Origin of the sequence: Burkholderia semiarida, from assembly GCF_029268935.1 — a bacterium.
GTDB classification, from domain to species: domain Bacteria; phylum Pseudomonadota; class Gammaproteobacteria; order Burkholderiales; family Burkholderiaceae; genus Burkholderia; species Burkholderia semiarida.
The window spans coordinates 1,158,900-1,185,344 of the sequence record NZ_JAHLCL010000005.1 but is presented as its reverse complement, the minus strand read 5'-3'; the positions used below and the strand labels follow the sequence as shown (position 1 = coordinate 1,185,344).

At 64.2% G+C, this 26,445-nt stretch carries 31 protein-coding genes and 2 tRNA genes; 13 read left to right on the top strand and 20 right to left on the bottom strand.

Features of this window, described 5'->3' with window-relative positions:
* Positions 1–180 precede the first annotated feature (180 nt).
* Together KPB06_RS12225 and KPB06_RS12220 are read right to left on the bottom strand one after the other, a co-directional pair.
* Positions 181–2,130: an ATP-binding cassette domain-containing protein gene (locus KPB06_RS12225; protein WP_059583760.1), complete on the bottom strand. Its 1,950-nt coding sequence runs from the start codon at positions 2,128–2,130 to the stop codon at positions 181–183.
* 266 nt (positions 2,131–2,396) lie between these two features.
* Entirely contained in the window at positions 2,397–2,801 is a 405-nt protein-coding gene (locus KPB06_RS12220; protein WP_059583762.1) for a DUF4399 domain-containing protein, read from the bottom strand.
* A gap of 198 nt (positions 2,802–2,999) precedes the next feature.
* Between KPB06_RS12220 and KPB06_RS12215 the strand changes: the two genes are divergently transcribed.
* From KPB06_RS12215 to KPB06_RS12200, 4 genes are all read left to right on the top strand, one after another.
* Complete coding sequence (locus KPB06_RS12215) at positions 3,000–3,182, top strand: rubredoxin (protein WP_034190709.1); 183 nt, start codon at positions 3,000–3,002, stop codon at positions 3,180–3,182.
* 147 nt (positions 3,183–3,329) lie between these two features.
* Positions 3,330–3,404, top strand: a tRNA-Arg gene (locus KPB06_RS12210).
* A 167-nt stretch (positions 3,405–3,571) separates the two neighbouring features.
* Positions 3,572–4,801 carry a tyrosine-type recombinase/integrase gene (locus KPB06_RS12205; RefSeq protein ID WP_060010257.1) on the top strand — a complete coding sequence of 410 codons (1,230 nt, stop codon included), beginning with the start codon at positions 3,572–3,574 and terminating at the stop codon, positions 4,799–4,801.
* A 499-nt stretch (positions 4,802–5,300) separates the two neighbouring features.
* The gene (locus KPB06_RS12200) at positions 5,301–5,750 is read left to right on the top strand and encodes a hypothetical protein (RefSeq protein ID WP_006751403.1); all 450 of its coding nucleotides are present in this window, start codon (positions 5,301–5,303) and stop codon (positions 5,748–5,750) included.
* On the opposite strand, the gene KPB06_RS12195 is transcribed toward KPB06_RS12200, so the two are convergent.
* From KPB06_RS12195 to KPB06_RS12145, 10 genes are all read right to left on the bottom strand, one after another.
* Positions 5,747–6,418: a hypothetical protein gene (locus KPB06_RS12195; RefSeq protein WP_060010249.1), complete on the bottom strand. Its 672-nt coding sequence runs from the start codon at positions 6,416–6,418 to the stop codon at positions 5,747–5,749. The two genes, KPB06_RS12200 and KPB06_RS12195, sit on opposite strands and share 4 nt — an antisense overlap.
* A gap of 63 nt (positions 6,419–6,481) precedes the next feature.
* The gene (locus tag KPB06_RS12190) at positions 6,482–7,216 is read right to left on the bottom strand and encodes an HNH endonuclease (RefSeq protein ID WP_060010246.1); all 735 of its coding nucleotides are present in this window, start codon (positions 7,214–7,216) and stop codon (positions 6,482–6,484) included.
* Between the two features lie 448 nt (positions 7,217–7,664).
* Complete coding sequence (locus tag KPB06_RS12180; protein WP_143328715.1) at positions 7,665–8,144, bottom strand: hypothetical protein; 480 nt, start codon at positions 8,142–8,144, stop codon at positions 7,665–7,667.
* A gap of 59 nt (positions 8,145–8,203) precedes the next feature.
* Entirely contained in the window at positions 8,204–8,938 is a 735-nt protein-coding gene (locus KPB06_RS12175; protein ID WP_060010244.1) for a hypothetical protein, read from the bottom strand.
* A gap of 307 nt (positions 8,939–9,245) precedes the next feature.
* Positions 9,246–10,097, bottom strand: coding sequence for a DUF6414 family protein (locus tag KPB06_RS12170; protein ID WP_143328716.1), 852 nt, complete (start codon positions 10,095–10,097; stop codon positions 9,246–9,248).
* Entirely contained in the window at positions 10,048–10,239 is a 192-nt protein-coding gene (locus KPB06_RS12165; RefSeq protein ID WP_143328717.1) for a hypothetical protein, read from the bottom strand. The genes KPB06_RS12170 and KPB06_RS12165 overlap by 50 nt, the downstream gene beginning before the upstream one ends.
* A 493-nt stretch (positions 10,240–10,732) precedes the next feature.
* Positions 10,733–11,455: an O-methyltransferase gene (locus KPB06_RS12160; protein WP_373453010.1), complete on the bottom strand. Its 723-nt coding sequence runs from the start codon at positions 11,453–11,455 to the stop codon at positions 10,733–10,735.
* Positions 11,456–11,556: 101 nt separating this feature from the next.
* Positions 11,557–11,853, bottom strand: coding sequence for a 4Fe-4S dicluster domain-containing protein (locus KPB06_RS12155; protein WP_081066492.1), 297 nt, complete (start codon positions 11,851–11,853; stop codon positions 11,557–11,559).
* Between the two features lie 2 nt (positions 11,854–11,855).
* Positions 11,856–12,164: a hypothetical protein gene (locus KPB06_RS12150; protein WP_059576549.1), complete on the bottom strand. Its 309-nt coding sequence runs from the start codon at positions 12,162–12,164 to the stop codon at positions 11,856–11,858.
* A gap of 12 nt (positions 12,165–12,176) precedes the next feature.
* Positions 12,177–12,758, bottom strand: a complete 582-nt coding sequence (locus KPB06_RS12145; protein ID WP_081066493.1) for an RNA polymerase sigma factor — start codon at positions 12,756–12,758, stop codon at positions 12,177–12,179.
* A gap of 173 nt (positions 12,759–12,931) precedes the next feature.
* Between KPB06_RS12145 and KPB06_RS12140 the strand changes: the two genes are divergently transcribed.
* Positions 12,932–13,008 (top strand) — tRNA-Met (locus tag KPB06_RS12140).
* Between the two features lie 210 nt (positions 13,009–13,218).
* Positions 13,219–13,551 (top strand): hypothetical protein, encoded by a 333-nt coding sequence (locus KPB06_RS12135; RefSeq protein ID WP_059576556.1) that lies wholly within the window; start codon positions 13,219–13,221, stop codon positions 13,549–13,551.
* A gap of 54 nt (positions 13,552–13,605) precedes the next feature.
* Here the strand turns inward: KPB06_RS12135 and KPB06_RS12130 are convergent, their stop codons facing one another.
* Positions 13,606–14,346 (bottom strand): SDR family NAD(P)-dependent oxidoreductase, encoded by a 741-nt coding sequence (locus KPB06_RS12130; RefSeq protein WP_059576558.1) that lies wholly within the window; start codon positions 14,344–14,346, stop codon positions 13,606–13,608.
* A 115-nt stretch (positions 14,347–14,461) separates the two neighbouring features.
* On the opposite strand from KPB06_RS12130, the gene KPB06_RS12125 reads away from it, so the two are divergent.
* On the top strand, positions 14,462–15,085 hold the full coding sequence (locus KPB06_RS12125) for a TetR/AcrR family transcriptional regulator (protein ID WP_059576561.1): 624 nt from the start codon (positions 14,462–14,464) through the stop codon (positions 15,083–15,085).
* Between the two features lie 29 nt (positions 15,086–15,114).
* On the opposite strand, the gene eco is transcribed toward KPB06_RS12125, so the two are convergent.
* Positions 15,115–15,615 carry a serine protease inhibitor ecotin gene (gene eco / locus KPB06_RS12120; RefSeq protein ID WP_059576564.1) on the bottom strand — a complete coding sequence of 167 codons (501 nt, stop codon included), beginning with the start codon at positions 15,613–15,615 and terminating at the stop codon, positions 15,115–15,117.
* A gap of 143 nt (positions 15,616–15,758) precedes the next feature.
* On the opposite strand from eco, the gene KPB06_RS12115 reads away from it, so the two are divergent.
* Complete coding sequence (locus KPB06_RS12115; RefSeq protein WP_059576567.1) at positions 15,759–16,085, top strand: hypothetical protein; 327 nt, start codon at positions 15,759–15,761, stop codon at positions 16,083–16,085.
* A 195-nt stretch (positions 16,086–16,280) separates the two neighbouring features.
* Here KPB06_RS12115 and KPB06_RS12110 read toward each other — a convergent pair whose 3' ends face one another.
* Positions 16,281–16,682, bottom strand: a complete 402-nt coding sequence (locus KPB06_RS12110) for a hypothetical protein (RefSeq protein ID WP_059576569.1) — start codon at positions 16,680–16,682, stop codon at positions 16,281–16,283.
* Between the two features lie 117 nt (positions 16,683–16,799).
* Between KPB06_RS12110 and KPB06_RS12105 the strand changes: the two genes are divergently transcribed.
* On the top strand, positions 16,800–17,180 hold the full coding sequence (locus KPB06_RS12105; protein WP_275905609.1) for a DUF5594 family protein: 381 nt from the start codon (positions 16,800–16,802) through the stop codon (positions 17,178–17,180).
* Positions 17,181–17,362: 182 nt separating this feature from the next.
* Positions 17,363–18,730, top strand: coding sequence for an MFS transporter (locus KPB06_RS12100; RefSeq protein ID WP_059576575.1), 1,368 nt, complete (start codon positions 17,363–17,365; stop codon positions 18,728–18,730).
* Positions 18,731–18,760: 30 nt separating this feature from the next.
* On the opposite strand, the gene KPB06_RS12095 is transcribed toward KPB06_RS12100, so the two are convergent.
* From KPB06_RS12095 to KPB06_RS12085, 3 genes are all read right to left on the bottom strand, one after another.
* Complete coding sequence (locus KPB06_RS12095) at positions 18,761–19,354, bottom strand: AAA family ATPase (protein WP_275905608.1); 594 nt, start codon at positions 19,352–19,354, stop codon at positions 18,761–18,763.
* The gene (gene otsA / locus KPB06_RS12090) at positions 19,347–20,768 is read right to left on the bottom strand and encodes an alpha,alpha-trehalose-phosphate synthase (UDP-forming) (RefSeq protein ID WP_275905607.1); all 1,422 of its coding nucleotides are present in this window, start codon (positions 20,766–20,768) and stop codon (positions 19,347–19,349) included. The genes KPB06_RS12095 and otsA overlap by 8 nt, the downstream gene beginning before the upstream one ends.
* A gap of 138 nt (positions 20,769–20,906) precedes the next feature.
* Entirely contained in the window at positions 20,907–21,116 is a 210-nt protein-coding gene (locus tag KPB06_RS12085) for a hypothetical protein (RefSeq protein ID WP_124659347.1), read from the bottom strand.
* Positions 21,117–21,405: 289 nt separating this feature from the next.
* On the opposite strand from KPB06_RS12085, the gene KPB06_RS12080 reads away from it, so the two are divergent.
* Both KPB06_RS12080 and KPB06_RS12075 read left to right on the top strand, forming a co-directional pair.
* A complete protein-coding gene (locus KPB06_RS12080) occupies positions 21,406–21,957 on the top strand; it encodes a hypothetical protein (protein WP_059646366.1) in 552 nt (183 codons plus the stop codon).
* Positions 21,954–22,448 carry a hypothetical protein gene (locus KPB06_RS12075; RefSeq protein ID WP_059576585.1) on the top strand — a complete coding sequence of 165 codons (495 nt, stop codon included), beginning with the start codon at positions 21,954–21,956 and terminating at the stop codon, positions 22,446–22,448. Before KPB06_RS12080 ends, KPB06_RS12075 begins: the two co-directional genes overlap by 4 nt.
* 76 nt (positions 22,449–22,524) lie before the next feature.
* Here KPB06_RS12075 and KPB06_RS12070 read toward each other — a convergent pair whose 3' ends face one another.
* Both KPB06_RS12070 and KPB06_RS12065 read right to left on the bottom strand, forming a co-directional pair.
* A complete protein-coding gene (locus KPB06_RS12070; RefSeq protein WP_059576606.1) occupies positions 22,525–23,862 on the bottom strand; it encodes an ABC transporter ATP-binding protein in 1,338 nt (445 codons plus the stop codon).
* 22 nt (positions 23,863–23,884) lie between these two features.
* The gene (locus KPB06_RS12065; RefSeq protein WP_027813839.1) at positions 23,885–25,642 is read right to left on the bottom strand and encodes an ABC transporter permease; all 1,758 of its coding nucleotides are present in this window, start codon (positions 25,640–25,642) and stop codon (positions 23,885–23,887) included.
* Between the two features lie 500 nt (positions 25,643–26,142).
* Here KPB06_RS12065 and KPB06_RS12060 point away from each other — a divergent pair, with 500 nt between their 5' ends.
* Positions 26,143–26,409: a double-stranded DNA-specific endonuclease gene (locus KPB06_RS12060; protein ID WP_011545926.1), complete on the top strand. Its 267-nt coding sequence runs from the start codon at positions 26,143–26,145 to the stop codon at positions 26,407–26,409.
* Positions 26,410–26,445 lie beyond the last annotated feature (36 nt).

Sequence of the window (26,445 nt, the reverse complement as noted above, 5' to 3'; positions counted from 1 at the left end):
CTCGTGTGGATAACGTCGTGGACAAAACGTTGAGTTCCGTAAAAAAGCGAATCGAAACAACGGTGTGCTTGGACTGCTCCGAAAGCGGGCGCGCGGCGTGCGCGGCGCGACCCTGGACGCGCGGTATTTTACTGGTTCCGCGTGGCGCGCCAATCTCGGGATCGGCACCCGCCGTGCGCGTCACGCCGGCTTGCGCTTCGCCTCGAGCGTTTCCCACCGTTCGAGCGCGGCGAGCAATTCGTCGTCGATCGCCGCGAACCGCTCGGTCAGGCGCGTGCCTTCCTGCGGATCCTTCGCGAAAATCGCGCCGTCCTCGAGCTGCGCATTGATCGTCTTCTGCTCCGCTTCGAGCGCGGCGATCTTCTCCGGCAGCGAATCGAGTTCGCGCTGCTCGTTGAACGACAGCTTCACCGTGCGCTGCGCGTTGCGGCCGGCCGCGCTCTTCGCCGGTTCGTCCTTCGCGGGCGCCGCTTCCTTGACCGCGCGCTTCGCCGCTTCCTGCTGCGCGAGCTGCTCCGAGCGCTCGCTCTGGATCTGCCAGTCGGTGAAGCCGCCGACGTATTCGCGCCACTTGCCGTCGCCCTCCGCCGCGATCACCGAGGTCACGACGTTGTCGAGGAACGCGCGATCGTGGCTGACCAGCAGCACCGTGCCGTCGTAGTCGGCCAGCAGCTCTTCGAGCAGTTCGAGCGTCGGGATGTCGAGGTCGTTGGTCGGTTCGTCGAGCACCAGTACGTTGGCCGGACGCGCGAACAGGCGCGCGAGCAGCAGCCGGTTGCGCTCGCCGCCCGACAGCGACTTCACCGGCGAACGCGCGCGTTCCGGCGCGAACAAAAAATCGCCGAGATAGCTCATCACGTGCTTGCGCACGCCGCCGATCTCGACCCATTCGCTACCGGGGCTGATCGTATCGGCCAGGCTCTTCTCCTGGTCGAGCTGCGCGCGCATCTGGTCGAAATACGCGACCTGCAGGTTCGTGCCGGTGCGCACCGTGCCTTCGTCGGGCTTCAGCTCGCCGAGGATCAGCTTCAGCAACGTGGTCTTGCCGGCGCCGTTCGGGCCGACGAAGCCTATCTTGTCGCCGCGCATCACCGTCGTCGAGAAGCGGTCGACCACCGTGCGGCCGCCGTAGCGCTTCGTCACGTCCGTCAGCTCCGCGACGATCTTGCCGGACTTCTCGCCCTGCGCGACGTCGAGCTTCACGTTGCCCTGCGCATTGCGGCGCTCCGCGCGTTCGTTGCGCATCTGCACGAGCCGCGCGATGCGCCCGACGCTGCGCGTACGGCGCGCTTCGACGCCCTTGCGGATCCACACTTCTTCCTGCGCGAGCAGCTTGTCGAACTTCTCGTTTTCCACGCGCTCGACTTCGAGCTGCTGCGCCTTGCGCGTCTGGTATGCCGAGAAATTGCCCGGATACGACAGCAGCCGGCCGCGATCGAGCTCGACGATGCGCGTCGCGACGCGATCGAGAAACGCGCGATCGTGGGTGATGAACAGGAGGCCCGCGCGCTGCGCGACGAGCAACTCCTCGAGCCAGCGGATGCCGTCGAAATCGAGGTGGTTGGTCGGTTCGTCGAGCAGCAGCACGTCCGGCTGCAGCACCAGCGCACGCGCCAGCGCGACACGCTTCTGCATCCCGCCCGACAGCGCGTCGACGCTGGCGTCGCCGTCCTGCAGGCCGATCTGCGCGAGCGTCATCGACACGCGCGTGCGCCAGTTCCATGCGTCGTGCGCGTCAAGCGACGACTGCAGCGCGTTCATCCGCGCGAGCAGCGCATCGTGCTCGGCGCCTTCCGGTATCTCCGCGAGGCGGTGCGCGATCGAATCGTATTCTTCGAGCAGTTCGCGCGTATGCGCGAGCCCCGACGCGACCGCGTCGAACACCGTCGCGCCCGGCTCGAACTCGGGCTCTTGCGGCACGTAGACGGTCACGAGCTCCTGCTGGCGCGTGATCAGCCCGTCGTCGGGCTTGGCAAGACCGGCGACGATCTTCAGCAGCGACGACTTGCCCGCGCCGTTACGGCCGATCAGGCCGACCCGCTCGCCGGCTTCCAGCGAGAAATCCGCGTGATCGAGCAACGCGACGTGACCGAACGCGAGCTGCGCGCCGGTAATGGAATAGAGCGACATGGGGAAACGGCGAAGAGAGAAATCGGAAGCGCCCATTGTACCGGGCGCGGAGGGCGGCATCGGCTCGGCTGGATGGACGAGGGCCGCAGGGCGCGCTCGAAGCGTGTCGGCGCGGTGCCGTGAGCAAGGCGCGGCCGGCTTCCGGTGCGGAGGCGGGCCGCGGTTTGCATGCCCGCGGAAACGGGCGAATGCCGGCCGGATGCCCGCGGCCGGCCGATCGGCGGACCCCGCACGCGGCGCCGTGGGCGCCAGCGCGGAATCCGCGATTATTTCACGTTGACCGTGATCGTCGAGCTCAATTCGGGACCGTAGGAACGGTGCGCGCCGTCACCGAGCTGGAGCGTCAGCGTGTGCTGGCCGGGCGGCAGCTTCACGTCGGTTTCGGTCTGGGCCTTGCCGAAATGCAGCGAATGGTCGGTCGCCGGAATCACGTCGCCCTTCGGCACCGGCTTGCCGTCGATCAGCAAGTGATGATGACCGGTATCCGGCGTCATGTCGCCGGCCGGCTTGAGCGCCATGCCTTCGAGACCGAACTTCACGTGCACGGGGCTCGACACCGTCGCGCCGTCCTTCGGCTCGACGAAGAACACACGCGCTTCGGCGCGTGCGAGCGTCGATACGGCCATCGCCGCGACACAGACTGCACCCGCGATCCACTTTCTGTTGAGCATCGTTTCCTCCTTCAGATTGACAGGCCCACGAAGCATACACCGCATGCCCGGCCGACGCGATGGCGCCGGTTGTTCGCGATGCGTACGTTTAAAACGACGTTACGCTGGCGTTCGGCGAAATTCCGGTACCATGGCGCGTTTCGTCCGCTGGCGAGGGCTGCGGACGGCATCGCCGAATTCCATTATCCCGAGCGCAACATGAGTGAAGTAACCGAATACCAGAGCTGGGTCTGCCTGATTTGCGGGTGGGTCTATAACGAAGCAGAAGGGCTGCCCGACGAAGGCATCGCGGCCGGCACCCGTTTCGCCGACATTCCCGCCGACTGGCGCTGCCCGCTGTGCGACGTGGGCAAGGAAGATTTCGTCGTCGTCGATTTCTGATTTCCCGTTCCGATCGCGGGTGATTACGCGATACGCGCGTCGCGGGTGCATTCCGCCCCGCCGACGCGCCGCGCGTTTGCTATACTCTGCGCGCTGTCCACTCCGCCGTCCGGTTCGCGTTTTTCGCGCGATTGTCCGGACTTGGCTCTCCCCGTAGTTCAATGGATAGAACAAGCGCCTCCTAAGCGCTAGATACAGGTTCGATTCCTGTCGGGGGGACCAGCCCAGTTCCCAATCCTTCCCAAGTCTGCCAAATAAATCGCGCACTGCCTTGTCTCTTCTAGGCTTTTGCTGCGATCATTGCCCACGGTTGCCCAGAACAAGCAACCAAACTTGGGGGCATTTTTTGGGACATGCTTCCGTGCCCCCAAACTCGATGCCCCCACGCCATGCCAAAGCGCGCTACGCCGCTGACCGAGATGCAGATCCGCAAGGCCAAGCCGGCGGACAAGCCCTATCGCCTGGCAGACGGCAAGGGGCTATATCTGGAGGTGATGCCGAACGGGTCACGCTACTGGCGCATGAAGTACCGCTTCGACGGCAAGGAGAAGCGCGCCGCCTTTGGCGTCTATCCGGAGGTGGCACTGGCCGAGGCTCGGCAAGCCTGCCTCAATGCACGGAAGCTCTTGGCCGCCGGCACCGATCCAACCGAGCAGAAACGGGAAGTCAAACGCACCCGAGCGATCGAAGCCACATCGACATTTGAAGCCGTCGCGCGCGAGTGGTTTGCGACCCAGAAGGATGGCTGGACCGAGGTATATGCGGCCAAGGTGATCAGTTCGCTCGAGGTCGATGTCTTTCCTAAAATCGGCCATCGTCCGATCCGAGACATCGAGGCGCCCGACATGCTCGAGATCCTAAGGGCTGTCGAATCCCGCGGCGTGCGAGAGACAGCAAAGCGCATCCTCCAGCGCTCACGGGCAGTGTTCCAATACGGAATCATGACCGGACGATGCTCCCGCAATCCGGCCGCCGACATCGACGCCGAGACCGTTCTCAAGAAGGGAACCGGCGTTCAACACATGGCGCGGGTCAAACCCATCGAAATTCCCCAGCTCATGCGGGACATCGCCGCCTACCAAGGCGACCTCGTCACGCGGCTGGCGCTTCGCTTCATGGCCCTGACGTTCACTCGGACAACCGAGATGATCAACGCGGAGTGGGACGAGTTCGACGAGCGCGCCGCCGAGTGGCGGATTCCGCCCGAGCGAATGAAGATGCGCGACCCGCACATCGTCCCGTTGTCGCGTCAGGCGCTCGACACATTGGCCGCCTTGCGTGAGCTGAACGGCGGCCACCGGCATGTCTTCTATAGCATCCAAGGCCGAAGCCACATCTCGAACAACACGATGCTCTATGCGCTCTACCGAATGGGCTACAAGTCGCGAATGACCGGCCACGGGTTCCGCGGCTTGGCCGCGACCGTTCTTCGCGAGCTCGGCTATAGCCGCGATGTCGTCGATCGACAGCTGGCCCATGCCGAACGCAATCAAGTCACTGCAGCGTACGTGCACGCCGAGTTCCTGCCCGAGCGCCGGAAGATGATGCAGCACTGGGCGGATCATCTGGATGCACTGGAGGCTGGTGCTGCAGTCATTCCGATCAACGCCGGACGCTAGGCGATCGCATCATCAGCGCTGCACTCAATCGAGACACTCATCCATCGAGCCATCCGACAGCGTCACGGAGTATTCAATGACAACAGCAACAGAATTTTGGCGCGAACACGAGCAAAAGGTTGAGGCAACATGGCGCTCCATCGCGTGCTTGCTTGCGTTGGCCGCCCTCCTGCTGATTGCACTACCGTGTGCTAATGCTCTACGGCCGGCGAGTGACTCGATGGCCCAATGGTTCCAACGGGCTGGCGCGCCGGTCACGGTATTTGCGTTCCTAGCTCAGAATAAAGCAAGCCATCTAGGTGAACTGCTCACCCCTGGATCATTCGGTAGCCCGGAGATTATGGCGCTGAGATTGCGGTATCTTCCCAAACAAAAGCGCGGCCTATGGTTTGCCACCTGCCTCACAATCATAGGAACGATTGTGTGGGCCTACGGCGATATCCTATTCAACAACGTTGCACGCATAGCCTCCGCAGCCGCATAAATTCGCCAGGCTCCCATGATCCAGATCATCCTTGACACAAACATCTATGATTGCATCGAACAGGATGCGGAAAGCGCCGAGCTGTTGCTCAACCTAATAGAACAGCAAGCGGTCGCGATTCTGATGCCGCGCCAAGTTGCTGAAGAGCTACATCGGCGCGAGGCTGGCTTCCCGGATCAATTCCCAGTCGAAATCATCGGCCACGCCGTCGCACGGGTCGGCATCATGCGCGCCGGTGACCACTTGGGCTCAGGCGAAATCTATGACGCTCACCGCGGCACATCCAACAGCGAAGCAGATGCCTTTATCGTTGATGTTGCGGCTATGGTTGCTGATTGGTTCATCTCCGAGGACCGTCGCAGTCTACGGCGCTTTCCTGCCGGGACGCGCTGCATCCCTATGCGTTACGGAGACTTTTGCGAAAAACTTCGTAGCCTCGTCGAGGAAGACGATCTTGCGCGTTAACGATTCTGCTCAAGCCTTGCATTTGCCATGCAGATTGCCTCACCGAGCCATGTATAGAACTGCTCGAACGTAGTCAGGATAATTGCGAGATGCACTTCTACCGGGGGAATACCTCTCGCGGGCGTTCCAAACACTACGCGATGCGCGTGTTCATGCTCGCCGAAAGAGCCTAGCACCCCGCTCCAGTTTGGATGCGTGAACTCACAAAGCGACTCGTAAACCGCCATCAAACCCGGAACACCGATGCGCCGTTCCGTCTCCTCGATCGCCTTCAACATATGAACTGCAGGAGGCGCCTCGTCCTGCATGTTTCTGGCGCCCACAACCGCCTTTGCTATCCGGTCGAACAGGACCTTCTCGTCCCCAGTGGCTTCAAATTTCTCAAATATGCCTCGGAGGTACCCGAGTACCGACATCGTCTCTAACATCGAACGTGCGATGATGGCGGCACCTAGCGAACGTGAGGCGTCATGGAGTGCAAAAGCATCCTCCGCAAGCGCAACGATTCGATGCAACAACGCCTCTCGGACTACCAAGGCGTAAAACAACGACTTGAACATGATGCCCTGCTGCGCGGCATCGACTGATGAGGGCAACGACGCCTTCAATCGAGACGCCACTTCCTTTGCCTCTTGCAACGCGGCATCCGTCTCGGTCCGATTAGTCATTCAGCCACCTCGCCAGACCTCAGCTCCATGTGCTCAACCCGAACATGTTTGCACATCTTGCCCTCAATCCAATTTTCCATAGTGCATCTCTCGATGGCAGTTCGGACAGAGAGCAATTGCGTTCTCGACCGTGTCCTCACCTCCGTCGGCCAACCTCGAGCGGTGATGTACCTCGAGATACGGTGTGCAATCGGTGCGTCGGATGAACGGTGCTGGCTTCGCGCACCGCTCACAACTGCCCTTCGCTCGCTCCAACACCTCTGCAGCAACGTCAGGATTCCGGACGTAAGCCTCGGTCACGACCTGCACCTTATTGGGCACCTTAGCAGCAGCGAGAAGCCGGCTCCGGCGTACAGCAGGCGCGTCCGCTCGAGCCTGCTGTACCGCCTCCGCAAATTCCGACTGCATCACGCCGAGATCGCTAGGCAACAGGCGCTTCGCCGCCCACGCATCGACTATCCGGCGCTTTGCATGTTGAGGTCCGCCCTTCGAAAGCTTCGCGTAGTAGTCTAGATGCGCGTAGTTCGCGGCGATCGCTTTTTCCAGTTCGGCGCCGCCCCGTTCAATCGCAATTTGGCAGAGAAAATAGTTGGTTGCCTCGACGCTCAGTGTGCGATGGAACTCTTGTCCCATCAGCATCAAGCGGAGATCATCGATGAAATGGGTTGCCGTCGTGTCGTTGAGCCGGTACTCGCGGTAAAGCTTGTCTATACCCTCCAGCTTCGATAGCTTGCCATCATAGACGGCACTTGCCACTTCGTAAGCGGCTTTGATCTGGTCAGTCGTAATTTTGGTCATGGCGGCTCAGCACGTGGGTCGTTGAGAGGCTAGCACGACGGCCGTATAGCCGGCGCGCCGCGCACCTCATTCGCCCTGTACCCCAACGGATCAGCCAGATACGCGTGCACCTGGTCGTTCCGCCAGACTGTACAGCGCTGCGAGAGTTGGATCGGTCGCGGCGCCCGCCCCGCAAGGCACAGCTTTCGCCAAGTCTCCCTTGAGACACCGACGAATGGCTCGATCTGCTTCCACCTCGAGTGGCCGACGAGCGGCAATGCGCCACCGTGCTTATGCATGGTGAGCCCCCTCTTCGGTCAACACCTCACGCCCGTAGACCCGCGTCACCCATGTTCCGCGTCCGTCCCCGTGGCCAAGCCATGTCGACACCCCAGCAGCCGCCTCACGGCGCGATATGCCGGCTGCCTTCTGCCGCTCCAGATGTTCGGTCGCATACGCGTACCGGAGGCTACCGCTTACCGGGATGGGCTTCTATCCACTCAAAGCGCTTCTTCGCAACCATTGCATCTGCTGCCCTCGCGTCGAGATCTTCCTTGATAGATTGCACCGATCTATGCCACTTGTACCCATGCGGCAGTAAAACGACCTGATCTTCCGGTTTCGGTTGCTTTGCACCAAATAGCCTTTCGACTAACGAAGGCCTGTGCATAGATTGACCGCGCCTCCGACTACGCGGCGCGTCTTTCTCGATCAAAGCTGCAACGCTCAGAGTGGTAACTTTATTGGCCTGCAGTGGTGGCAACGCCGGGCGTTCCATAACCTTTCCCGCCGCCAGTGCGCCCCAGTACCCTTGAGGTGGCAAAGGTACGTTCAGTTGTAGGCACGCCCATCGGATCGCGTCTCGGGACACTCCGTACTTCTTCCCCAGTTCGATCATCGGAACCTGCCACACGAGGTTGTAAAGCTCGACACGTTCAAGCGTCTGCATTGGACACTCCCAACGTCACCTTGACGCACGCAGGCATCGAACTAGCGCGTCGTATTCGTCTACGCTTGCGACTGCTCTCTCCGTCGCCGACTGAAAAATAGCTTGCACGAGCGCATGAACAACTGCAGTTGGACCGGCCACGCGATGGCGCAAGCACCTCGATATCGTTGAATGCCAGGCCTCACTTTCCATCGCCCGGGCTGTGGCATGAAGTCCGCCGGGATATGCTCGACCCCATCGAACATCGATGGCTGGGTTAATTCGACACGCGATGCTCGTGCCACGCGACGATCGAGCGCCCGCGGGCCAATTGCTAGATACTGCGCCACACCAACCCTGTCGCCATCAAATCGCTCGAATGTCCGCAGGTATGCGACTGCTTCGGAAAAGCGCTCCCCGATCCTGCGTGCCGCCGCAGCCGCTTCTTCGCGCATCTCGATCGATGCCAACGGTTCGTATTTCTCGGGCGCCGAGAGTCGGGCAGCAACAGCATTTGGCATGAAGTCGCCGTCGTCATCGATATCATCTCGGTCGATACGGGTGGCGAAGCGCTCCTGACGATTGACGAACCTGCCGAACTCTCGCTGCAGACGCGTGACGATCAGCTCACGCACACTTTCGTCTTCAGGGTCCGGGTTCGCATCCGGCTCGACGTGCAGTTCGTCAACGATCAGCCAAGCCTCGTTCGTCAGATCCTCCACGGAATGATCGCCCTGGGACGATCCAGCGATCCGCTCGAGCTGCTTGCGAATTAGGCCGATGACTCGCTGGAAGAATGCGAAGGCCCGGTTCAACGGCCCTCCCAGTCAGTCAGGGACGCATTACCCGCTACCGCATCGGAAGCGCAGCAATTCCTCGGCAACGATAGCCGGGCACCGCGCCCGGTACTCGATCTGGAGTGCATCGTGCGATGCTAGATCATTCGTGTGACAGATCAAAGCATCGCGACAACTATCGTAGGAGCAGTGCTTCTGAAATCGTCGGGCGACAGAATGAGAAAAAGCCCGCAACTGGGCGGGCTTTCATCATGTCCGGGTTACGCTCATTACCGCTTATCACCGAGGCCGAGGAGAGGACGAATGCGATCGCCGGACAGTGGCACTACACTAAGGACGCTTGCGGTGAGACAGAGCGAAAAACGGCAACAGGTGTGACGCCATAATCTCGCGACTGGCGCCCAAAAAATACTCGAAGGCCGATCAGCATCTGTAGCATCCCGCTCTCGATGTCACTCAACGCATCAGGAACCGCAAAATTGTCGTCATCTGCGGGCCTTGCGTCAAGCAAAGCTAAAGTCCACCATTCGCCCGGCATGCTCGCGCCATGCTTAAACGCAAGGTCTTCCGCATTGATCGTTAGCGATGAAGGGCTCAGTGTAGACCAAGCTTGGTATTCGTCATTGAAGAGCCGCATTTGCATCGTATGCGGAAGCTTGGAAATGACCTTGATCATCTGCTTATTGGTTGCCGCCTCGGTCGCCGCTGTTTTTCGTTCAAGAGCCGTCTTCGCAGATGACTTTGCCTCTTCAGTCTGCGCAGCAATAATCGGCTCCCAGAGTTCCTGCACCATTCGGAGATCGATGATTTGAAGACGACCGCGAAGCAATACTAGCTGCCCCAATTGAGCAGTCGAAATGTTCTTCGCAATGAACCCTCTCGAATCAAGCTCATTGATTACTTCAATGGGGATTGTCCACGAGGCATCAAACTGAGTCTCGATTCCGTTCGATGCAGTTTCGGAACTCCTTGCTTCGCCGCCCAGAAGAAGTTTGGGGGCACCAACACCGAGCGATCTTGCCGATAGATCTTGAGTCGAAGCCGTGCGCTTAACGGACGAAAGCACCCCGTCATCAAACAGTTGCGCGTAATACGATCCTAGTTTGTTTCGATCGAGGTAGATGAAGTCAAAGAGGTAGTTTGTGGTTGGTGCGTTTTGCTCCGCGCCGGATTTCATTCTCAATTTCCTTTTTTTTGTCTTCAAATTCCGCGCGGGCCTTCAACATGCCATCAAGCATCTGTTGCGCCCCTTTTTGCATACGCTCGTTCCCTTGCTTTGCGGAAAGCAAGGCTCGCGCACCTTTCAAAAAGTTGCCCATCACGATCTCCAACGGATGTGTGAATACCCAACGACCATAGTAGCACGCCTGGCCGGAATGAACCCACGTAGGGCCTACCTACCTAATGCCTACCTAATGCCGCGCACTGACGTCGCTTGCAGGGCTCGTCGGCGCGAGTGCTCTTGCACTTTAGTGCGCCAAGATCCGTGACCAGCAGCGTAACGACCGCCTCATGTGAGCACGACCGTTGGGTCGCCACGGAGGTACCAAGCAGAGTCTCGACGAGACTTTTCATATAGTGGAATCGCACCGAGGCCGAGGCTCTTGGTCTTGAACCGTCCAGAAGGCGTACAGGCTTGCCGACCATCTGAATACTCGGAACATCGCTCCCCGATTTAGCACTGCACCATTCGGGGCATTTTTGGGGGCACAAATCCAAAAGACACCCACAAAATCCAATGTCATATTGGAAGCATGAATTCTGTCGGGACCAGCCAAGCCGATACTGCCCCGGCTTCGCAAGAAACTTCCCTCAAGCCACAACGACCGTAAACTCCACCCCCGACTCAAAATCCAGCGTCGTGGTCGAAAACCGCGGATCCTCGTCGAGGTAGTGCTTGTACGGTCGAACGGCTTCCTCGGCCGTGTACATGTTGTCGGCCAGCACGACCGTTCCGGGCCGCAGCAAGCGCTCGATCTGTCTGAACAGCGTCAAGTACGCGTCTGCCCATACGTCGATAAACACCATGTCGACGCCCCCTTCCAGCTCGGCAACCGTCTCGAATACATCGCCCTCCCGCACGTCGACATAGGCATCCAGGCCCGCCGCTTCGACATGAGCCCGCAAACGCGCACACTTGAGCGCATCGCATTCGGTTGCAATGACCACGCCACGGCCCAGCGTGCGCAGCGCATCGGCGAAATACAGCGTCGACACGCCGCAGGAACTGCCCAGCTCGAGGATTCTGCTCGGCCGTTGCGACAGCACCATGTTGCGCAAAAACCTTCCCGTTTCCGCCGACACGGCCAACGATAGCGCACTGCCTCCCGATGATTCGAAATCCTCGGTGAACAGGCCGAACGTTTCGAGAAACCGTCCTCGCAACCTCGGGGCGAGCGCTTCGTATTCGTCGACGAGCGTCGGAAACGCCTCGTTCGGCCCCTGGAACTGCGCGCGTGCGCGGGCGATGATTTCGCTCCGGCTTTCTTCATGAAGCCGTTGCAAAAGAGCGTTGGTGGTCGAAGCCAAGTCCATTCCTTCACGAAGTTGATGACGTAGACGGCGTATCCATCGACTGCCAGTCCGCCGTCAGGCTCCCTGCGCTGCCGTTCGATCGTCGGCAAGCACGAGCGATGCTATGCCCGTCGGGCAAGCGTGATCGCCCGTTCAGGGCACGCCGTCACACAAAGCCCGCATGATCTGCACGCGTCCGCATTCGGCGTGTACGCGACTTTCATTCCGTGCACGCGCAGCTTCAAGCGATGCATCAGGCCAAGATCGAGATAATCGGCCTGATCGATGCGCCGGACCTCGAACACGTTTTCAGGGCAGACGGCGACGCAATCGCCCTTGCCTTCACAACGTTTCAGATCGACGACAGGCGCAATCACGCCCGCCTTCTGCTTGCAGTCGGCCGTTGATTTCTCGCGCATGTTCACTCCTCGGTAGGCCGCTTGCCACGCGACCGCCATGCGGCCCGGAATTGCTCGCGTTCTTCGGGCGTCATGGCTTCCCACTTGCGCCAGTGGCGCCGGCCGTGCCAGCCGCGGTGTCCGCGGAATCCGCCGAACAGGATGCGGCTCAACACGAGCAGGCCCAGCGCATGGGCGAAGTCGATCGTCCGGGCGCCGACGAATAACCCCGGCATCACCCAGTTCCACAGCATCATGACGACCCATCCGAGCACGCCGATGGCGACCACCACGAGCAGCGCCTTGCCCGCACATCTGATTCGAAAATTCATCCGTCGACTCCTCTAGATATCCAGTTCGTCATAAATGGGTTGCAGTCGAGCACGCAGATGCAGGACCGCGTAGCGTTTGCGCGCGAGCAGCGTATTGAGCGTGACGCCGCTCTGCGCGGCCAGCTCCTTGAAGGACAGCCCTTCCAGTTCGTGTGCGATGAAAACCTCGCGCTGATTCGCCGGCAACTCGTCGAGCGCATCCTGCAACGCCTTGAGCAGCAGCGTGCGAGCGTAGAGCGCTTCAGGGCCGGCATCGTGTGCCGGTAGCGCGAGATCCAGGCGATACTCGCTATCCGCTTCGTCGTCGGCATCGAGTAGATCGGTCAGCGGCTGCTCCTTCTTCTTGCGGAAACGATCAATGATGCGGTTGCGCGCGGTACGGAACAGCCACGCGCTCGCCTGTTCGATCGGCGCCGGAAGCCGATAAGCCTGCACGAATTCGTGAAGCACATCCTGCAGAACGTCCTCGGCGTCGTCCGGGTCGCGGATCCGGCGCCGAATGAAGTTCCCTAGCCTCGTTCGTTCACGCATCACTGTCGCAGTGATGTCGCGGTCTGGGTCGGTCATCGATTGCGAAGTGGGTGGCGGTTCCATGCGTCTGAAGACGTTTCAGGCGCGCGAATATTGTGGCGAACGTAAAAAATTTGCGGCTGCACGCATCGGCTTCCCTGCGTGGCAGGGGTTTCAAGGAACAGGCCCGATATGACATCAGCCCGTCTTTGCACGAATCGTTTGACTCCGCGCACCGACCCAAGTACACTTCGCGCCGCGGGGTGGAGCAGTCTGGCAGCTCGTCGGGCTCATAACCCGAAGGTCGTAGGTTCAAATCCTACCCCCGCAACCAAATACCGAAGCCCGCTTTGCGAAAGCAAGCGGGCTTTTTGCTGTCTGGGGAATATTGCTTGCGCGCGCGGCGCGGTACACGAAGATGGTGCAATCGAGCGCTCGCCACGACGTGCGACACACGATCGCACCTCGCCCGTTCGCCGCGGACATGCACCGAACGTTGCGTAGAATTCCGAACCTTCTTCGGTTCAACACAAGGAATTCTCGAATGATTCGAACGATCGCGGCGCTCGCCGCGCTTTCAGCGATGACCGCCGCGGCAAACGCCGCCGACACCGGCTCGGCTCCCGCCAAACAGCGCTACGTCAGCCCCGGCATCGCCAACGTCACGGCTTCGGCAGCCCCGCACCCGGAAAGCACCTCCCCCGACGCCCGCTGCCGGGAACTCGCCGCCGGCATCGACGCGGTCACGCATTCGCCCGACCGCGGCCAGAAGGTCGTGCGAGGAACAGGCCCGGACGGCAAGCCGCGCAACGAACTGCGCGCCTACGACAAACGAGCCGACCTGGAAGCCGAGCACCAGCGCCTCGGCTGCCAGTAACGGGCACACGAACACACGCCTCCCACCCGGCCAACTCACGCCGGGCATCGGCCTTTACGCGTTCGCGCCGCCGTCGATCGTCAGCCCCGTCCCGTTGATCGACCGCCCTTCCGGCCCGACGACGAACGCCACGAGCGCGGCCACGTCGTCGGCCTTGCCGTACTGCTGAATCGCCATCCGCGCACGCTGCGCATCGGCATGCTCGCCGTCGGCCGGGTTCATGTCGGTATCGGTCGACCCCGGATGCACGACGTTGACCGTGATGCCGCGCGAGCCGAGATCACGCGCGAGCCCCTGCGTCCAGCCGATCAACGCGGCCTTGCTCGCCGCATAAAGGCTCATCCCGGCATCGGGCACGCGCGTCGCGAGGCAACTGCCGGTCGATACGATGCGCCCGCCCTCCCCGAGATGCCGCGCCGCCGCCTGCGACGCGACGATCACCGCGCGCACGTTCACGTTCAGCGTCGCGTCGATATCGTCGAGCGTGAGGTCGTCCAGCGCGCCGGCCCGGAAAATCCCCGCGTTGTTGACAAGAATGTCGAGGCCGCCCAACGCCTGCGCCGCACGATCGACCGCGTCGCGCACGGCAACCGGATCGGCGCTGTCGGCCTGGATCGCAATGGCCTTGCGGCCCAGCGCCTCGATGCCGGCGACCACGGCCTGCGCCCGTTCGGCGGATTTTTCATACGTGATCGCCACGTCCGCGCCATCGGCCGCCAGCCGTTTCGCGATCGCCGCGCCGATGCCGCGGCTGCCGCCCGTGATGAGTGCACGCTTGCCTTGAAGTCGATTCATGTCGGTTCCTTTCCCAATTTATGTAATGACCGACACAGAATGTGGCACGTTGCACCGCGCAGTCAATTGATTTATTTTATCGATCGATACAGATATCGACGAAGGAACGGACACAATGGCTGAACGAGGCCGACCGAGAAGCTTCGACAAGGAAGCGGCGCTGGATCGCGCGATGGAGGTGTTCTGGCGTCTCGGCTACGAAGGGGCGTCGATGACGGACCTGACGGCCGCGATGGGCATCGCGTCGCCGAGCCTGTATGCGGCCTTCGGCAGCAAGGAAGCGTTGTTCCGGCAAGCGCTCGAGCATTACCGCGCAACCGAGGGGCGGGAAATCTGGGGCGGCGTCGAACGGGCGGCCAGCGCGTACGAGGCCGTGCGCAGCTACCTGATGGATACGGCACGCGTGTTCACGCGGCGCTCGAAGCCGGCCGGCTGCCTGATCGTGCTGTCGGCGCTGCATCCGGCCGAACGTTCCGATATGGTCCGGCAAACGCTGATCGCGATGCGCGAGGGCACGGTCGACGCGCTGCGGGAACGCTTCGTGCAAGGCGTCGCGGCAGGCGAAATATCAACGCACGCGAACCTCGACGCAATCGCCCGCTACTACGTGACGGTTCAGCAAGGCATGTCGATCCAGGCGCGCGACGGCGCGAGCCGCCGCGATCTGGAGGCCGTCGCGCAGGCCGCGCTGGCCGCATGGCCGGCGCTCGTCGGCACGAGCAGCGCGGCCGGTGCATAGATAGCGGCAGGACACCGCCGAAAGAAAGGTTACTGCTTCGCAGCCTGCTGCACGTCCTTCGACGCATGCCACACGCGATAGCGCACGTCGAAGCCGTCCGGCACATAGACGACGAGCGGCAGGCGGCTGTTGTAGCGCAGCAGCTGACCGTCGCCGCGCACCTGTACGAACCGTTGCTGCGGCGCCTGGCCCGGGCACGCCATCAACGTCGATGCCGGCCCCTTCACGTCGGTGAGCCGGTAATACGTGTAGCCCCACCCCTTCACATCCTCGGCGGTCAGCTCGCCGCCGAACCAATGCTGGTTGCAGTCGGTCTGCAACGTCTTGCCGATCATCAGCTCGACGCGCGCATCGCCTTCGTTCTCGAGCGCGGGCAGCGCGATCACGGCGCGCTGCTGGCCGGCCGCTGCCTGCGGAAACATCTTGATCGACTCGGCGGATACGGCAGGCGCGGAGGCAGGCGCGGCCACGCTTGCGGCGGCGGTCGTCACGCAGAAGGCGGCCAGCGCGGCCCGGATCGCGAATTTCATCGATGTGCTCCTGAAAAACCAATGAGCCCCGGATGCTAACACTTTCGTCGCAAGACCTTACGGAGCTGTAATTTGGCGACACAATTGCAAACAGCCGGCAATCCCCGAGCGCGGTACTTATAGCGGAATCAACGGAGAACATCATGCTCAAGCTCATTGCTGCCGCCGGCGTCGCTACCCTGCTGGCCGGCTGCGTCGTCGCCCCGGACGCCGGATACGGCTACGGGCAGCCCTACTATTCCGATCCCGGCTATGCGTACGCCCCGTCCCCGGTGTACGGCACGGTCAACATCTGGGGCGGTGGCGGCGGACGCGACTGGGATCGCGGCCGGCGCGACTATCATCGCTGGGACGGCGACCGCGGCAACCGCGGCAACGGCTGGTGGCGCGGCGGCGGACGCCGTGGCGACTGGAACGAAGGCGGTGGCGGCGGACACGGTCGCGGCGACGGCGGCGGTCATCGCCACTGACGTTCAATTGCAACCGTTTGTATCCACGCACGGCCCGCCGATGGGCGGCGGCGCATCACTCCGGCCACAGAATGGCCACGCAAACGACGAAAGGCCCTCGCATCGAGCGAGGGCCTTTCGTCGTCCGGCCCGGCAAAGCCAACGCCGGCGGGCGCCGGCCCGACCGGCCCGGAACCGCGCTCGCGCGCGGCCCGCTTACCAGCCGGCCGGCCGCGCGTAGCCGCCGGACACGGGCGCACCGCACACGTACGCGCGCTGGTAGCGGTCGTAGCAATAGTTCGAGCCGTCGTCCTGGTACTGCGCCTGCTGGTAGGTCGGATAGGCCGGCTGCTGGTATGCGGGCGCCTGGTAGTACGTCGGCGGCTGATAGGCCGGCGCCTGGTACACGGGCGCCTGATACGCGACGGGCGGATTCATCGCGGACGTCACGATCGCGCCGAGCACCGCGCCGCCGATCAATGCGCCGATGACGGCGCCGCCGTCGCGGCCATGCGCGGACGCCGGCCCCGCGACGGCGAGCGAACCGGCGAGGACACACACTGCGGCAATCTTTTTCATGATGGACTCCCACGCGAAGTGGTACTGGATGCGATGCATTGTGGCGGGACGCGGCCGTAATAGATGCAGCAAGTGGTAACGCGCGATTACCGGTATCGCCCACGCCGAAACGCGTCGTCGCCGTGCTACGATTTTCGGCACACAGGAGACGCCTTCATGCAGCCCGAAACCGCCCGCCGTTTCGATACCGAATTCGCGCCGCGCATCGCGCAGGCGATCGCCGCGTTCTTCGCCGACCACGTGCGGGCCGACGTCGCCCCCTATGGCGGGCACGGGCACCCGACGCGCGTGCAGATCCGCAGCGCGCCGCACGAGCACGTGAGCGGCTTCGTGCATCCGCTGAATCTCGAACTGACGTGGGACACCGACGAGATCGAGCGGCTGATGGAACCCGACGGCCCGCAACGCTTCGAGCATTACCTCGCCGCGCTGCCAAGAAAGCTCGGCGCATGGCAAAGCGCGCGCGACATCGATCTCGCGTCGCGCACGCAGGCCGAGCCGCTCGTGCGGCTCGGCGGCCTCGACTTCGAAGGCTGAATGCGCGCGCCAGCCGGCCACCTCGCGGCTTGGCGTCGCACGATGCGGCCCGGTGATACACTCGACCGGCCCCGCCCCGGTGCAGCCGCGCCGGCCGGGCCGTTCATCGCCGCCCCCCGCGTACATGGTTGCGCACGCAACCGGCAAGCGGGTGCGCGGACAACCCTGCTCTCGCTCCCGCCATGAACGCCGATACCGGCCTGCCGCTTCCGCAACGCTACTGGGCGATCGTCTGCGTCGCCCTGGGCATCACGCTCGCCGTGCTCGACGGCGCCATCGCGAACGTCGCATTGCCGACCATCGCGCGCGACCTGCACGCGTCCGACGCCGCGTCGATCTGGATCGTCAACGCGTACCAGCTCGCGGTCACGATCACGCTGCTGCCGCTCGCGTCGCTCGGCGAGCGCATCGGCTATCGCCGCATCTACATCGCCGGGCTCGCGCTGTTCACCGCGGCGTCGCTCGGCTGCGCGCTGGCCGGCTCGCTGCCGATGCTGGCGGTGATGCGCGTGATCCAGGGGTTCGGCGCGGCCGGCATCATGAGCGTCAACGCGGCGCTCGTGAGGATGATCTACCCGTCGTCGATGCTCGGGCGCGGGCTGTCGATCAACGCGATGGTGGTCGCGCTGTCGTCGGCGATCGGGCCGACGGTCGCGTCCGCGATCCTGTCGTTCGCGTCGTGGCCGTGGCTCTTCGCGGTCAACGTGCCGATCGGCATCGCGGCCGTGCTCGGCAGCCTGCGCGCGCTGCCGGCCAACCCGCTGCACGACGCGCCGTACGACTTCCCGAGCGCGCTGATGAACGCGTGCGTGTTCGGCCTCCTGATCACGGCCGTCGACGGGCTCGGTCACGGCGAAGGTCATGCGTACGTCGCGGCCGAACTGGCCATCGCGGGCGTGGTCGGCTACTTCTTCGTGAAGCGTCAGTTGTCGCAGCCGGCGCCGCTGCTACCCGTCGACCTGATGCGCATCCCGATGTTCGCGCTGTCGATCTATACGTCGATGGCGTCGTTCACGTCGCAGATGCTCGCGTTCGTCGCGCTGCCGTTCTGGCTGCAGCATTCGCTCGGCTTCTCGCAGGTCGAGACGGGCCTCTACATGACGCCGTGGCCGCTCGTGATCGTGTTCGCCGCGCCGCTCGCGGGCGTGCTGTCGGACCGCTATTCGGCCGGCATGCTCGGCGGGATCGGGCTTGCGCTGTTTGCCGCCGGGCTGCTGTCGCTCGCGACGATCGGCGCGCACCCGGGCACGGTCGACATCGTGTGGCGGATGGCGCTGTGCGGCGCGGGCTTCGGGCTGTTTCAGTCGCCGAACAACCGCGCGATGCTGTCGTCGGCACCGCGCGAGCGCAGCGGCGGCGCCGGCGGCATGCTGAGCACCGCCCGCCTGACGGGCCAGACGTTCGGCGCCGCGCTCGTCGCGCTGATTTTCGGGCTCGCGCCCGATCGCGGACCGACGATCGCACTCTATGTCGCCACGGTGTTCGCGGCGGTGGCCGCGGTCGTCAGCCTGCTGCGCATCGCGTCGCCGCCGCCGGACCCGGCGGCCTGACACCGTCGCGCGCCGCACCCGCGGCGGGTGTCAAGCGGCGTCGAGCGTATCCATCACGAAGCGCACGCGCGCCTTCACGCTCGCGCGCGGCAACTCGATCAGCCGATAGCCGTACGACGTATAGCAATCGACCATCGCGTCATGGGTCCGCACCGCTTCCGCGAAATCCTGCCGGCGCTCGGTGTCCTGCGCATAGATGTCGGGCCACGGCGGCGCGATGAACACGCGCCGGTGATAACGAAAACGCCGCGCCGCCGCTTCCGCGTGCGCGGGTACCGCCAAGCCGGTCAGCTTCAGGTAGCCGATCACGTCCGGCACGCCGCGGTCGAAGAACACCGGCCCGCGCGCGTGCCGCGCGAGATGGTAGGACCGCATCTCCCAGCTCAGCATCAACTCGGCGAACGCAGCCGGGTCGCGCCACGGCAGCGCCGGACCGTCGACGGCCATCTGGTCGCGGATCACGCCGCGCCCGGCTTCCTGCGAACGTCCGAACCCGGCGCGCTCGAGCGCATCGAGCAACGTGCTCTTGCCCGAACCCGGGCCGCCCGTCACGACGAAGAAGCGGCCGGTTGCGTCGTCGGCTTCTTCGTCGTCACTCGCCGCACGCTGCGCGAACTCACGCATGCGCGGCCCGCTGGCCCGCGCGCCGCGTGACCGACGCCGCCGCCGCGACACTGCGCAGGTCGGCGACGAACGTGTCGCGCCAGACCGACAGATCGTTCTCGCGCAGCCGCGCGAGGTTCTCCTCGTGACGCGCCTGCCGCTCCGCGAGCGGCATCGACAGCGCGCGTTCGAGCGCCTCGGCCATCTGCGACAGATCGTACGGATTGACGAGCAGCGCGCCGCTCAGCTCGGCCGCCGCGCCCGCGAACTCCGACAGCACGAGCACGCCCGGATCGGCCGGATCCTGCGACGCGACGTATTCCTTCGCGACGAGATTCATCCCGTCGCGCAGCGGCGTCACGTAGCCGACCTGCGACATCCGGAAGAACGCCATCAGCAGGTTGCGCTCGTACTTGCGGTTCAGATACTGGATCGGCGTCCAGTCGAGCTGCGAGAAGCGGCCGTTGATGCGGCCGGCCTCGCCTTCCAGCGTCTCGCGGATCTGCTGGTAGGTCTGCACGTCGGAACGCGTCGGCGGCGCGATCTGCAGCAGCGACACGCGCCCTTGCCAGCCCGGCGCATTCGCGAGCATCCGCTCGAACGACTGGAAGCGTTCGACGAGCCCCTTCGAATAATCGAGGCGATCGACGCTCATCACCAGCTTGCGGTCGCCCAGCGCCTCGCGCAGCATCTTCACCGGCTTGCGAGCGCCGTACTGGATCGCTGCCTGCGCGATCGCGTCGGGATGCACGCCGATCGGATAGGCCGCGACCTTCACGACGCGGCCGTGCGCATGCAGCATCCCGTCGTCGCTCGCCGCGCCGATGCCGCGCCGCTCGATGTAGTCGGTGAAGGCCTGCTTGTCGGCCTCGGTCTGGAAGCCCGCGACATCGTACGCGCACATGAACTTGACGAGTTCCTCGTGCGGCGGCACGAGGCGCAGCACGTCGGGCGACGGAAACGGGATATGCAGGAAGAAGCCGATCGGGTTCTTCACGCCGAGCTCGCGCAGGCAGTGCGCGAACGGCAGCAGGTGGTAGTCGTGCACCCAGATCAGGTCATCCGGGCGCAACAGCGCGGCGAGCTGCTTCGCGAGCATCGCGTTCACGCGCAGGTAGCCGGCGTACTCCTGCCGGTCGAAGCGCGCGAGATCGCCGCGGTAATGGAACACCGGCCACAGCGTCGCGTTCGAGAAGCCGCGGTAGTACTGGTCGTAGTCGCGCCGGGTCAGGCCGACCGTCGCGTAGGTCACGTTGCCGTCCCGCTGGATCGCGGGCTCGGCGTCCGGCGCACCGACGATCTCGCCGTTCCAGCCGAACCAGACGCCCCCCGTTTCCCGCAGCGCGTCCATCACGCCGACGGCCAGGCCGCCCGCGCTCGGGCGCGTGTCCTCGCCGGCGGCGACACGATTCGATACCACGATCAATCTGCTCATGCGATTTCCCCTCCTCGATTCGAATGGCTGACGCGCGACGCGCGCCAAAGCTGGCGCGGCGGCCCGAAGGCGGCCGCGCGGCGACTCAGTTCCGAGAATTGCAATGAAATACGGCGCTGGAATGCGGCGACGACCGTATCAAGCGTCCTGCTCCTGACCGAGGTCGCGTTGATAGTCGAGCCCTTCCGGGCGAGCACCACCCTGGTTGTGATCGCCGTCCGACGGCGCCTCGTCCGGCGCGCCCGCGGGCGGGGCCGATGGCGCGTCGGTCCGCGGACGCGGGCGGTCTTCCGGATGGCCGGCCACCGCGTCGGGTGGCCGGTGTGACAACCGTTTCGAACGGCGCATGGCTGGGTGTCTCATATGCGGCGCGGCTCGAGGCCGTCGTAGAAACATTCCATAACAAAACAGTCTAGGTCGCGCGATCGCATCCGAAGGTAACAATTACCTTCAATTTGTAACGTTTCGACCCCTCGTCGTTCATCTATTCGACAATAACGCCGCCCGCGCGCACGCGGCCCGCCGCACGGCGATTTGTCAAAGCTTTGCAGTTTTCCCATGACAATTGCGAAACAATGACGCGGCATCAGGAGCGTGCATGCGTCGCCGCTCACCCAGACAGGACTTGCACTCAGGGATGAACATTCGCTTCGAATCGCCGCGCCGGGCCACGCCGGCGCGCGTCGTGCTGGCCGTGATCGCCGCGGCCGCACTGCTGTCCGGCTGCAATTCGCTGTACAGCGAAGGCGCGACGGCCGGCGCCGGTATCGCGGGCGCCGCGATCGCCTCCAAGGTCACCAACAACGCCGCCGTCGCCACCGGCATCGGCCTCGGCGCCGTCGCCGGCGCACGGGCGGGCGTCCAGTACACGCAACGCGTCGCGCACCGCTACACGCAAGAACAGATCGCGAAGGCGGCCGGCCCGCTCGACGTCGGCGGCGTCGCGCCGTGGTCGACGCACCATTCGTTCCCGATCGAGGACGACGAGCAGGGCCGCGTGACGGTCAGCCGGATGATCAGCGTCGGCCCGCTCGACTGCAAGGAAATCGTGTTCGCGGTCGATACGCCGGCGAAGGCCGACAAGCCCGCGCAATCGGCGTTCTACGTCGCCACCATCTGCCGCGACGGCCCCGTGTGGAAATGGGCGTCGGCGGAACCGGCGACCGAGCGCTGGGGCGCGCTGCAATGAGCGTGGCGATCCGTATCGCGGCGATCGGCGCGCTGTGCGCGGCGACGCTCGCGCTGTCGGGCTGCGGCTCGGTCGGCGCGGCGAGCGGTGCGCTGGCCGGCGCGGCGACGGGCCTCGTCACCGCGAACCCGGCGGTCGGCGTGGGCGTCGGGATTGCCGTGCAGGCCGCGACCGACGAAGCCGTCAACCGCACGATGAAGCAGCTTCATCAGAACCAGCAGGACGCGATCGCGAAGACAGCCGGCAGCCTGGCCGTCGGCGAAGTGAAGCCGTGGAAGGTGAAGAACACGCTGCCGCTGGAAAACGGCGAAGGCGAAGTGCGCGTCACGCGCGCGTACTCGTCGGCGCTCGCGCTGTGCAAGGAATTCGCGTTCTCGGTGAAGGACGGCGACAAGGCCGACTGGTATTTCGCGAATGCGTGCCAGCAAGGCACGCACTGGAAGTGGGCGTCGGCGGAACCGGCAGTCGATCGGTGGGGGAACTTGCAGTAACGGTGCGATGCGCCGCGCATCATGCGTGGCGCCTGGGATTCTGCGATGCGTAGTTACACCGAGCTCCCCGATCGCATCAGGACTCGACGTCCTCGAGGCTGAAGATCTCGGTCTGGTCGTTGTACGAGAAGATCTCGCCGTACCGCCCCCAGTCGATCACCGCGTCGAGCGTTTCCTCGGCCGCGCCGTCCGACAGGAAATCCTCGAGCTCCTGCTCGAAGCGCACGCGCGGCGCGCGATGGCCCGGGCGCTCGTTCAACACCTTCTTGATCCGCGCGGCGAGCGGCACGTGCTTCAGCAAGTGATCGGCGAACATCAGCTTGCGTTCCTGCGTGCCGAATTCCGCGAACACGCGCCCCGGCGGCGTCAGGAACACGTCGCCTTCGCGCACGTCCGCGAAGCCGAGGTACTGCAGTACTTCCGCGATCGGGAACAGGTCGTCGACCTCGAGGTGCAGCGTGCGCGCGATTTCCGGCATGTCCGCGCGGCCATGGTACGGCGCCATCGCGAGCGTCTCGATCAGGCCGGCCATCAGGTTGGTCGACACCTGCGGCAGCCAGCTGCCGAGCTCGAGCCCCTTCTTCGTCGCCTCGCCGGTCTGGCGGGCCGTCATCTTCGCGTAGATGTCGTCGACGAGCTTGCGGAACGCCGGATCCAGACGATTGCGCGGGTGCTTGAACGGCACCTTGATCTCCGCGATCACGCGGCCCGGGTTCGACGACAGCACGAGAATGCGGTCGCACATGAACACCGCTTCCTCGATGTTGTGCGTGACGATCAGCACCGACTTGATCGGCATGCGGCCTTGCGTCCACAGATCGAGCAAATCGGTACGCAGCGTCTCGGCGGTCAGCACGTCGAGCGCGGAGAACGGCTCGTCCATCAGCAGGATCGTCGGATCGACGACGAGCGCGCGCGCGAAGCCCACGCGCTGACGCATGCCGCCCGACAGCTCGCGCGGGTACGCGTTCTCGAAGCCGTCGAGTCCGATCAGGTCGATCGCCGCGAGCGCACGCTCGCGCCGCTCGCGCGCGCCGACGCCGAGCGCTTCGAGCCCGGCTTCCACGTTCTGCAGCACGGTCAACCACGGGAACAGCGCGAAGGTCTGGAACACCATCGCGACACCCTCGGCCGGCCCGCGCAGCGGCTTGCCGAGGTATGTCACTTCGCCGCCGGTCGGCTCGATCAGCCCGGCGATGATGCGCAGCAGTGTCGACTTGCCCGAACCCGACCGGCCGAGCAGCCCGACGATCTCGCCTTCGCGCAGCGACAGGTTCGCGTCGTCGAGCACGAGCAGCTCGCCCTGTGTCTTGTTGAAACCGCGGCAGACGTGCTCGACGCGCAGGATTTCTTCACCGGGGCGCGGCGGCTGGGACGTCTGGACGGGGGCGTTTACAGCATTCGGATTGTGCATCGCGTTTCGCTCTCAATCGGTCTCAGTCGAGCCGCAGCTTCGCTTCGGCGAAGGCATACAGCGGGCGCCACAGCAGGCGGTTGAACAGGGTGACGAACAGGGACATCACGGCGATGCCCAGGATAATCTTCGGAAAATCGCCGGCGGCGGTGGTCTGCGCGATGTAGGCGCCGAGGCCGTGCGCCTCGATCCGGGTGCTGCCCCACTGCACGGCTTCGGACACGATGCTCGCGTTCCACGCGCCGCCCGATGCGGTGATCGCGCCCGTCACGTAGTACGGGAAGATGCCGGGCAGGATCGCCTGGCGCCACCACTGCCAGCCGCGGATGCGGAAGTTGGTCGCCGCTTCGCGATAGTCGTTCGGGTAGGACGTCGCACCGGCGATCACGTTGAACAGGATATACCACTGCGTGCCGAGCACGATCAGCGGCGACAGCCAGATGTCCGCGTTCAGGTGGAAGCGCGCGATCACGATCACGAACACCGGGAACAGCAGGTTCGCCGGGAACGCGGCGAGGAACTGCGCGAGCGGCTGCAGCTTCTCGGCCAGCTTCGGGCGCAGCCCGACCCACACGCCGATCGGCACCCAGATCACCGACGCGATCGAGATCAGCACGACCACGCGCAGCAGCGTGATGAGCCCGAGCACGAGCACGTGGCCGACTTCGGCCATCGTCACGCCGGTGGCGACGAAGCTGACGACGCGCCACACGATATAGGCGGTGCCGATCAGCACGAGCCCGGCCCACGCGATGTCGACCGTGCGCGACGCCTTCTTCTCGACTTTCGGCAGCGTGAAGCGCATCGCGCCCGACAGCGGCAGGCGCAGTGGAATCCGCGCGGCCTTCGCGAAGAACCAGCCGGCCGGCACGAGCAGCTGATGAATCAGCCGCGTGCGGCGCACGAGATCCAGCAGCCACGATTGCGGCGCATCGCCCGACGCGGTGTTCTCCATCCGGAACTTGTCGGCCCACGCGATGAGCGGGCGGAACAGGAACTGGTCGTACGCGAGGATCACGACCGTCATCGTCAGGATCACCCAGCCGATCGCGCCGAAGTTCTTGTCCGAGATCGCCTGCGCGAGATACGCGCCGATGCCCGGCAGCGTGATCGTCTGGTTGCCGACGGTGATCGCCTCGGACGCGACGACGAAGAACCAGCCGCCCGACATCGACATCATCATGTTCCAGATCAGGCCCGGCATCGAGAACGGCACCTCGAGCTTCCAGAAGCGCTGCCAGGACGTCAGGTGGAAGCCGCGCGACACTTCGTCCAGATCGCGCGGCACCGTGCGCAGCGACTGGTAGAAGCTGAACGTCATGTTCCACGCCTGGCTCGTGAAGATCGCGAAGATCGCGGCCAGCTCGGCGCCGAGCACGCGGCTCGGGAACAGCGCGAGGAAGAACGTGACCGTAAACGAAATGAAGCCGAGCACCGGCACCGACTGCAGGATGTCGAGGATCGGGATCAGCACCATGCCCGCGCGGCGGCTCTTGGCCGCGAGCGTGCCGTAGACGAGCGTGAACGCGAGCGACGCGACCATCGCGGCGAGCATCCGCAGCGTGGTGCGCAACGCGTATTCGGGCAGGTTCGACGGATCGAGCGAGATCTTCTGCGTCTGCAGCACGCCGATCGGCGCCATCGTTTCGTGGAAGCCGACCACCGCCATCGCGATCAGGCAGATGATCAGCGGAAAGGCGATGAAGTCCCACCGATTCGGCAGCACACGCCACGCGGATGCGTTGGCGGTCCGGTTCGGATTGAAGAATCCGACGTTCATCAGGCGCCCTCCCCGGTAAGGCCGAACGAAGCCGGCAGTCGATGTTGATTCATGGCAAAGCGCACGGGCGCGGTAATTCGATTGACTGGCGATTTCGCGCGCGCGGCGCGCCGTGCGCGCACACGCGGCCGCGGCCGGTCGAGCCGGGCCGCGACGGCACGACACTACACCAACCTGTATTTCAGGCACAACCGTCCGGGACGGCGCGGGCAGCGCAGGGATCGTGCCCGGCGCATGGGCGGATGGCGGGCGCGCGGTACGGAACGGCCCGGCCGCGGTCCTGCGGCCGGCACGCAGGCCCGAATTATGCCGTGATCCGGCCCGGCCGTGAACCCGCCGCCCGCATGCGGCCACAAACCCTGTGCGGCATCAGCAGCCGGATACGGCGAAGCAGGTATGATCGGGGCTAGCCCCCGGGTCCGGTTCGGCCGTGTCGCGGCAATGTGCACGGCCCTCTGTCAACAGGCCACGGGGATCGACCGACGAGCGGGAGGAAGGGAATGGCAGGAAACTTGGTGATCGTCTGTCGCGATCAGGATGCCGACGCGTTCTATGAACTGATGCAGGAGTACGGGTCGTTCCAGACGCGGCTGTCGTCCACGGCATGGTACCTGAACATGAACGTCGTGCCGGAATCGCTGCAGGAGGAAATCCTGGAGCGCCTCGGCCGGTATACGACCGTCTATATCTTCGAGGCCACCACGGTGACCTACAACACGATCGACAGCAATGCGGCCGAGACGCTCGGCACGCTGTTCGGCGAATGAAGCCGCGCGGCGCCTGCCTGGCCGGGCAGGCGCCGC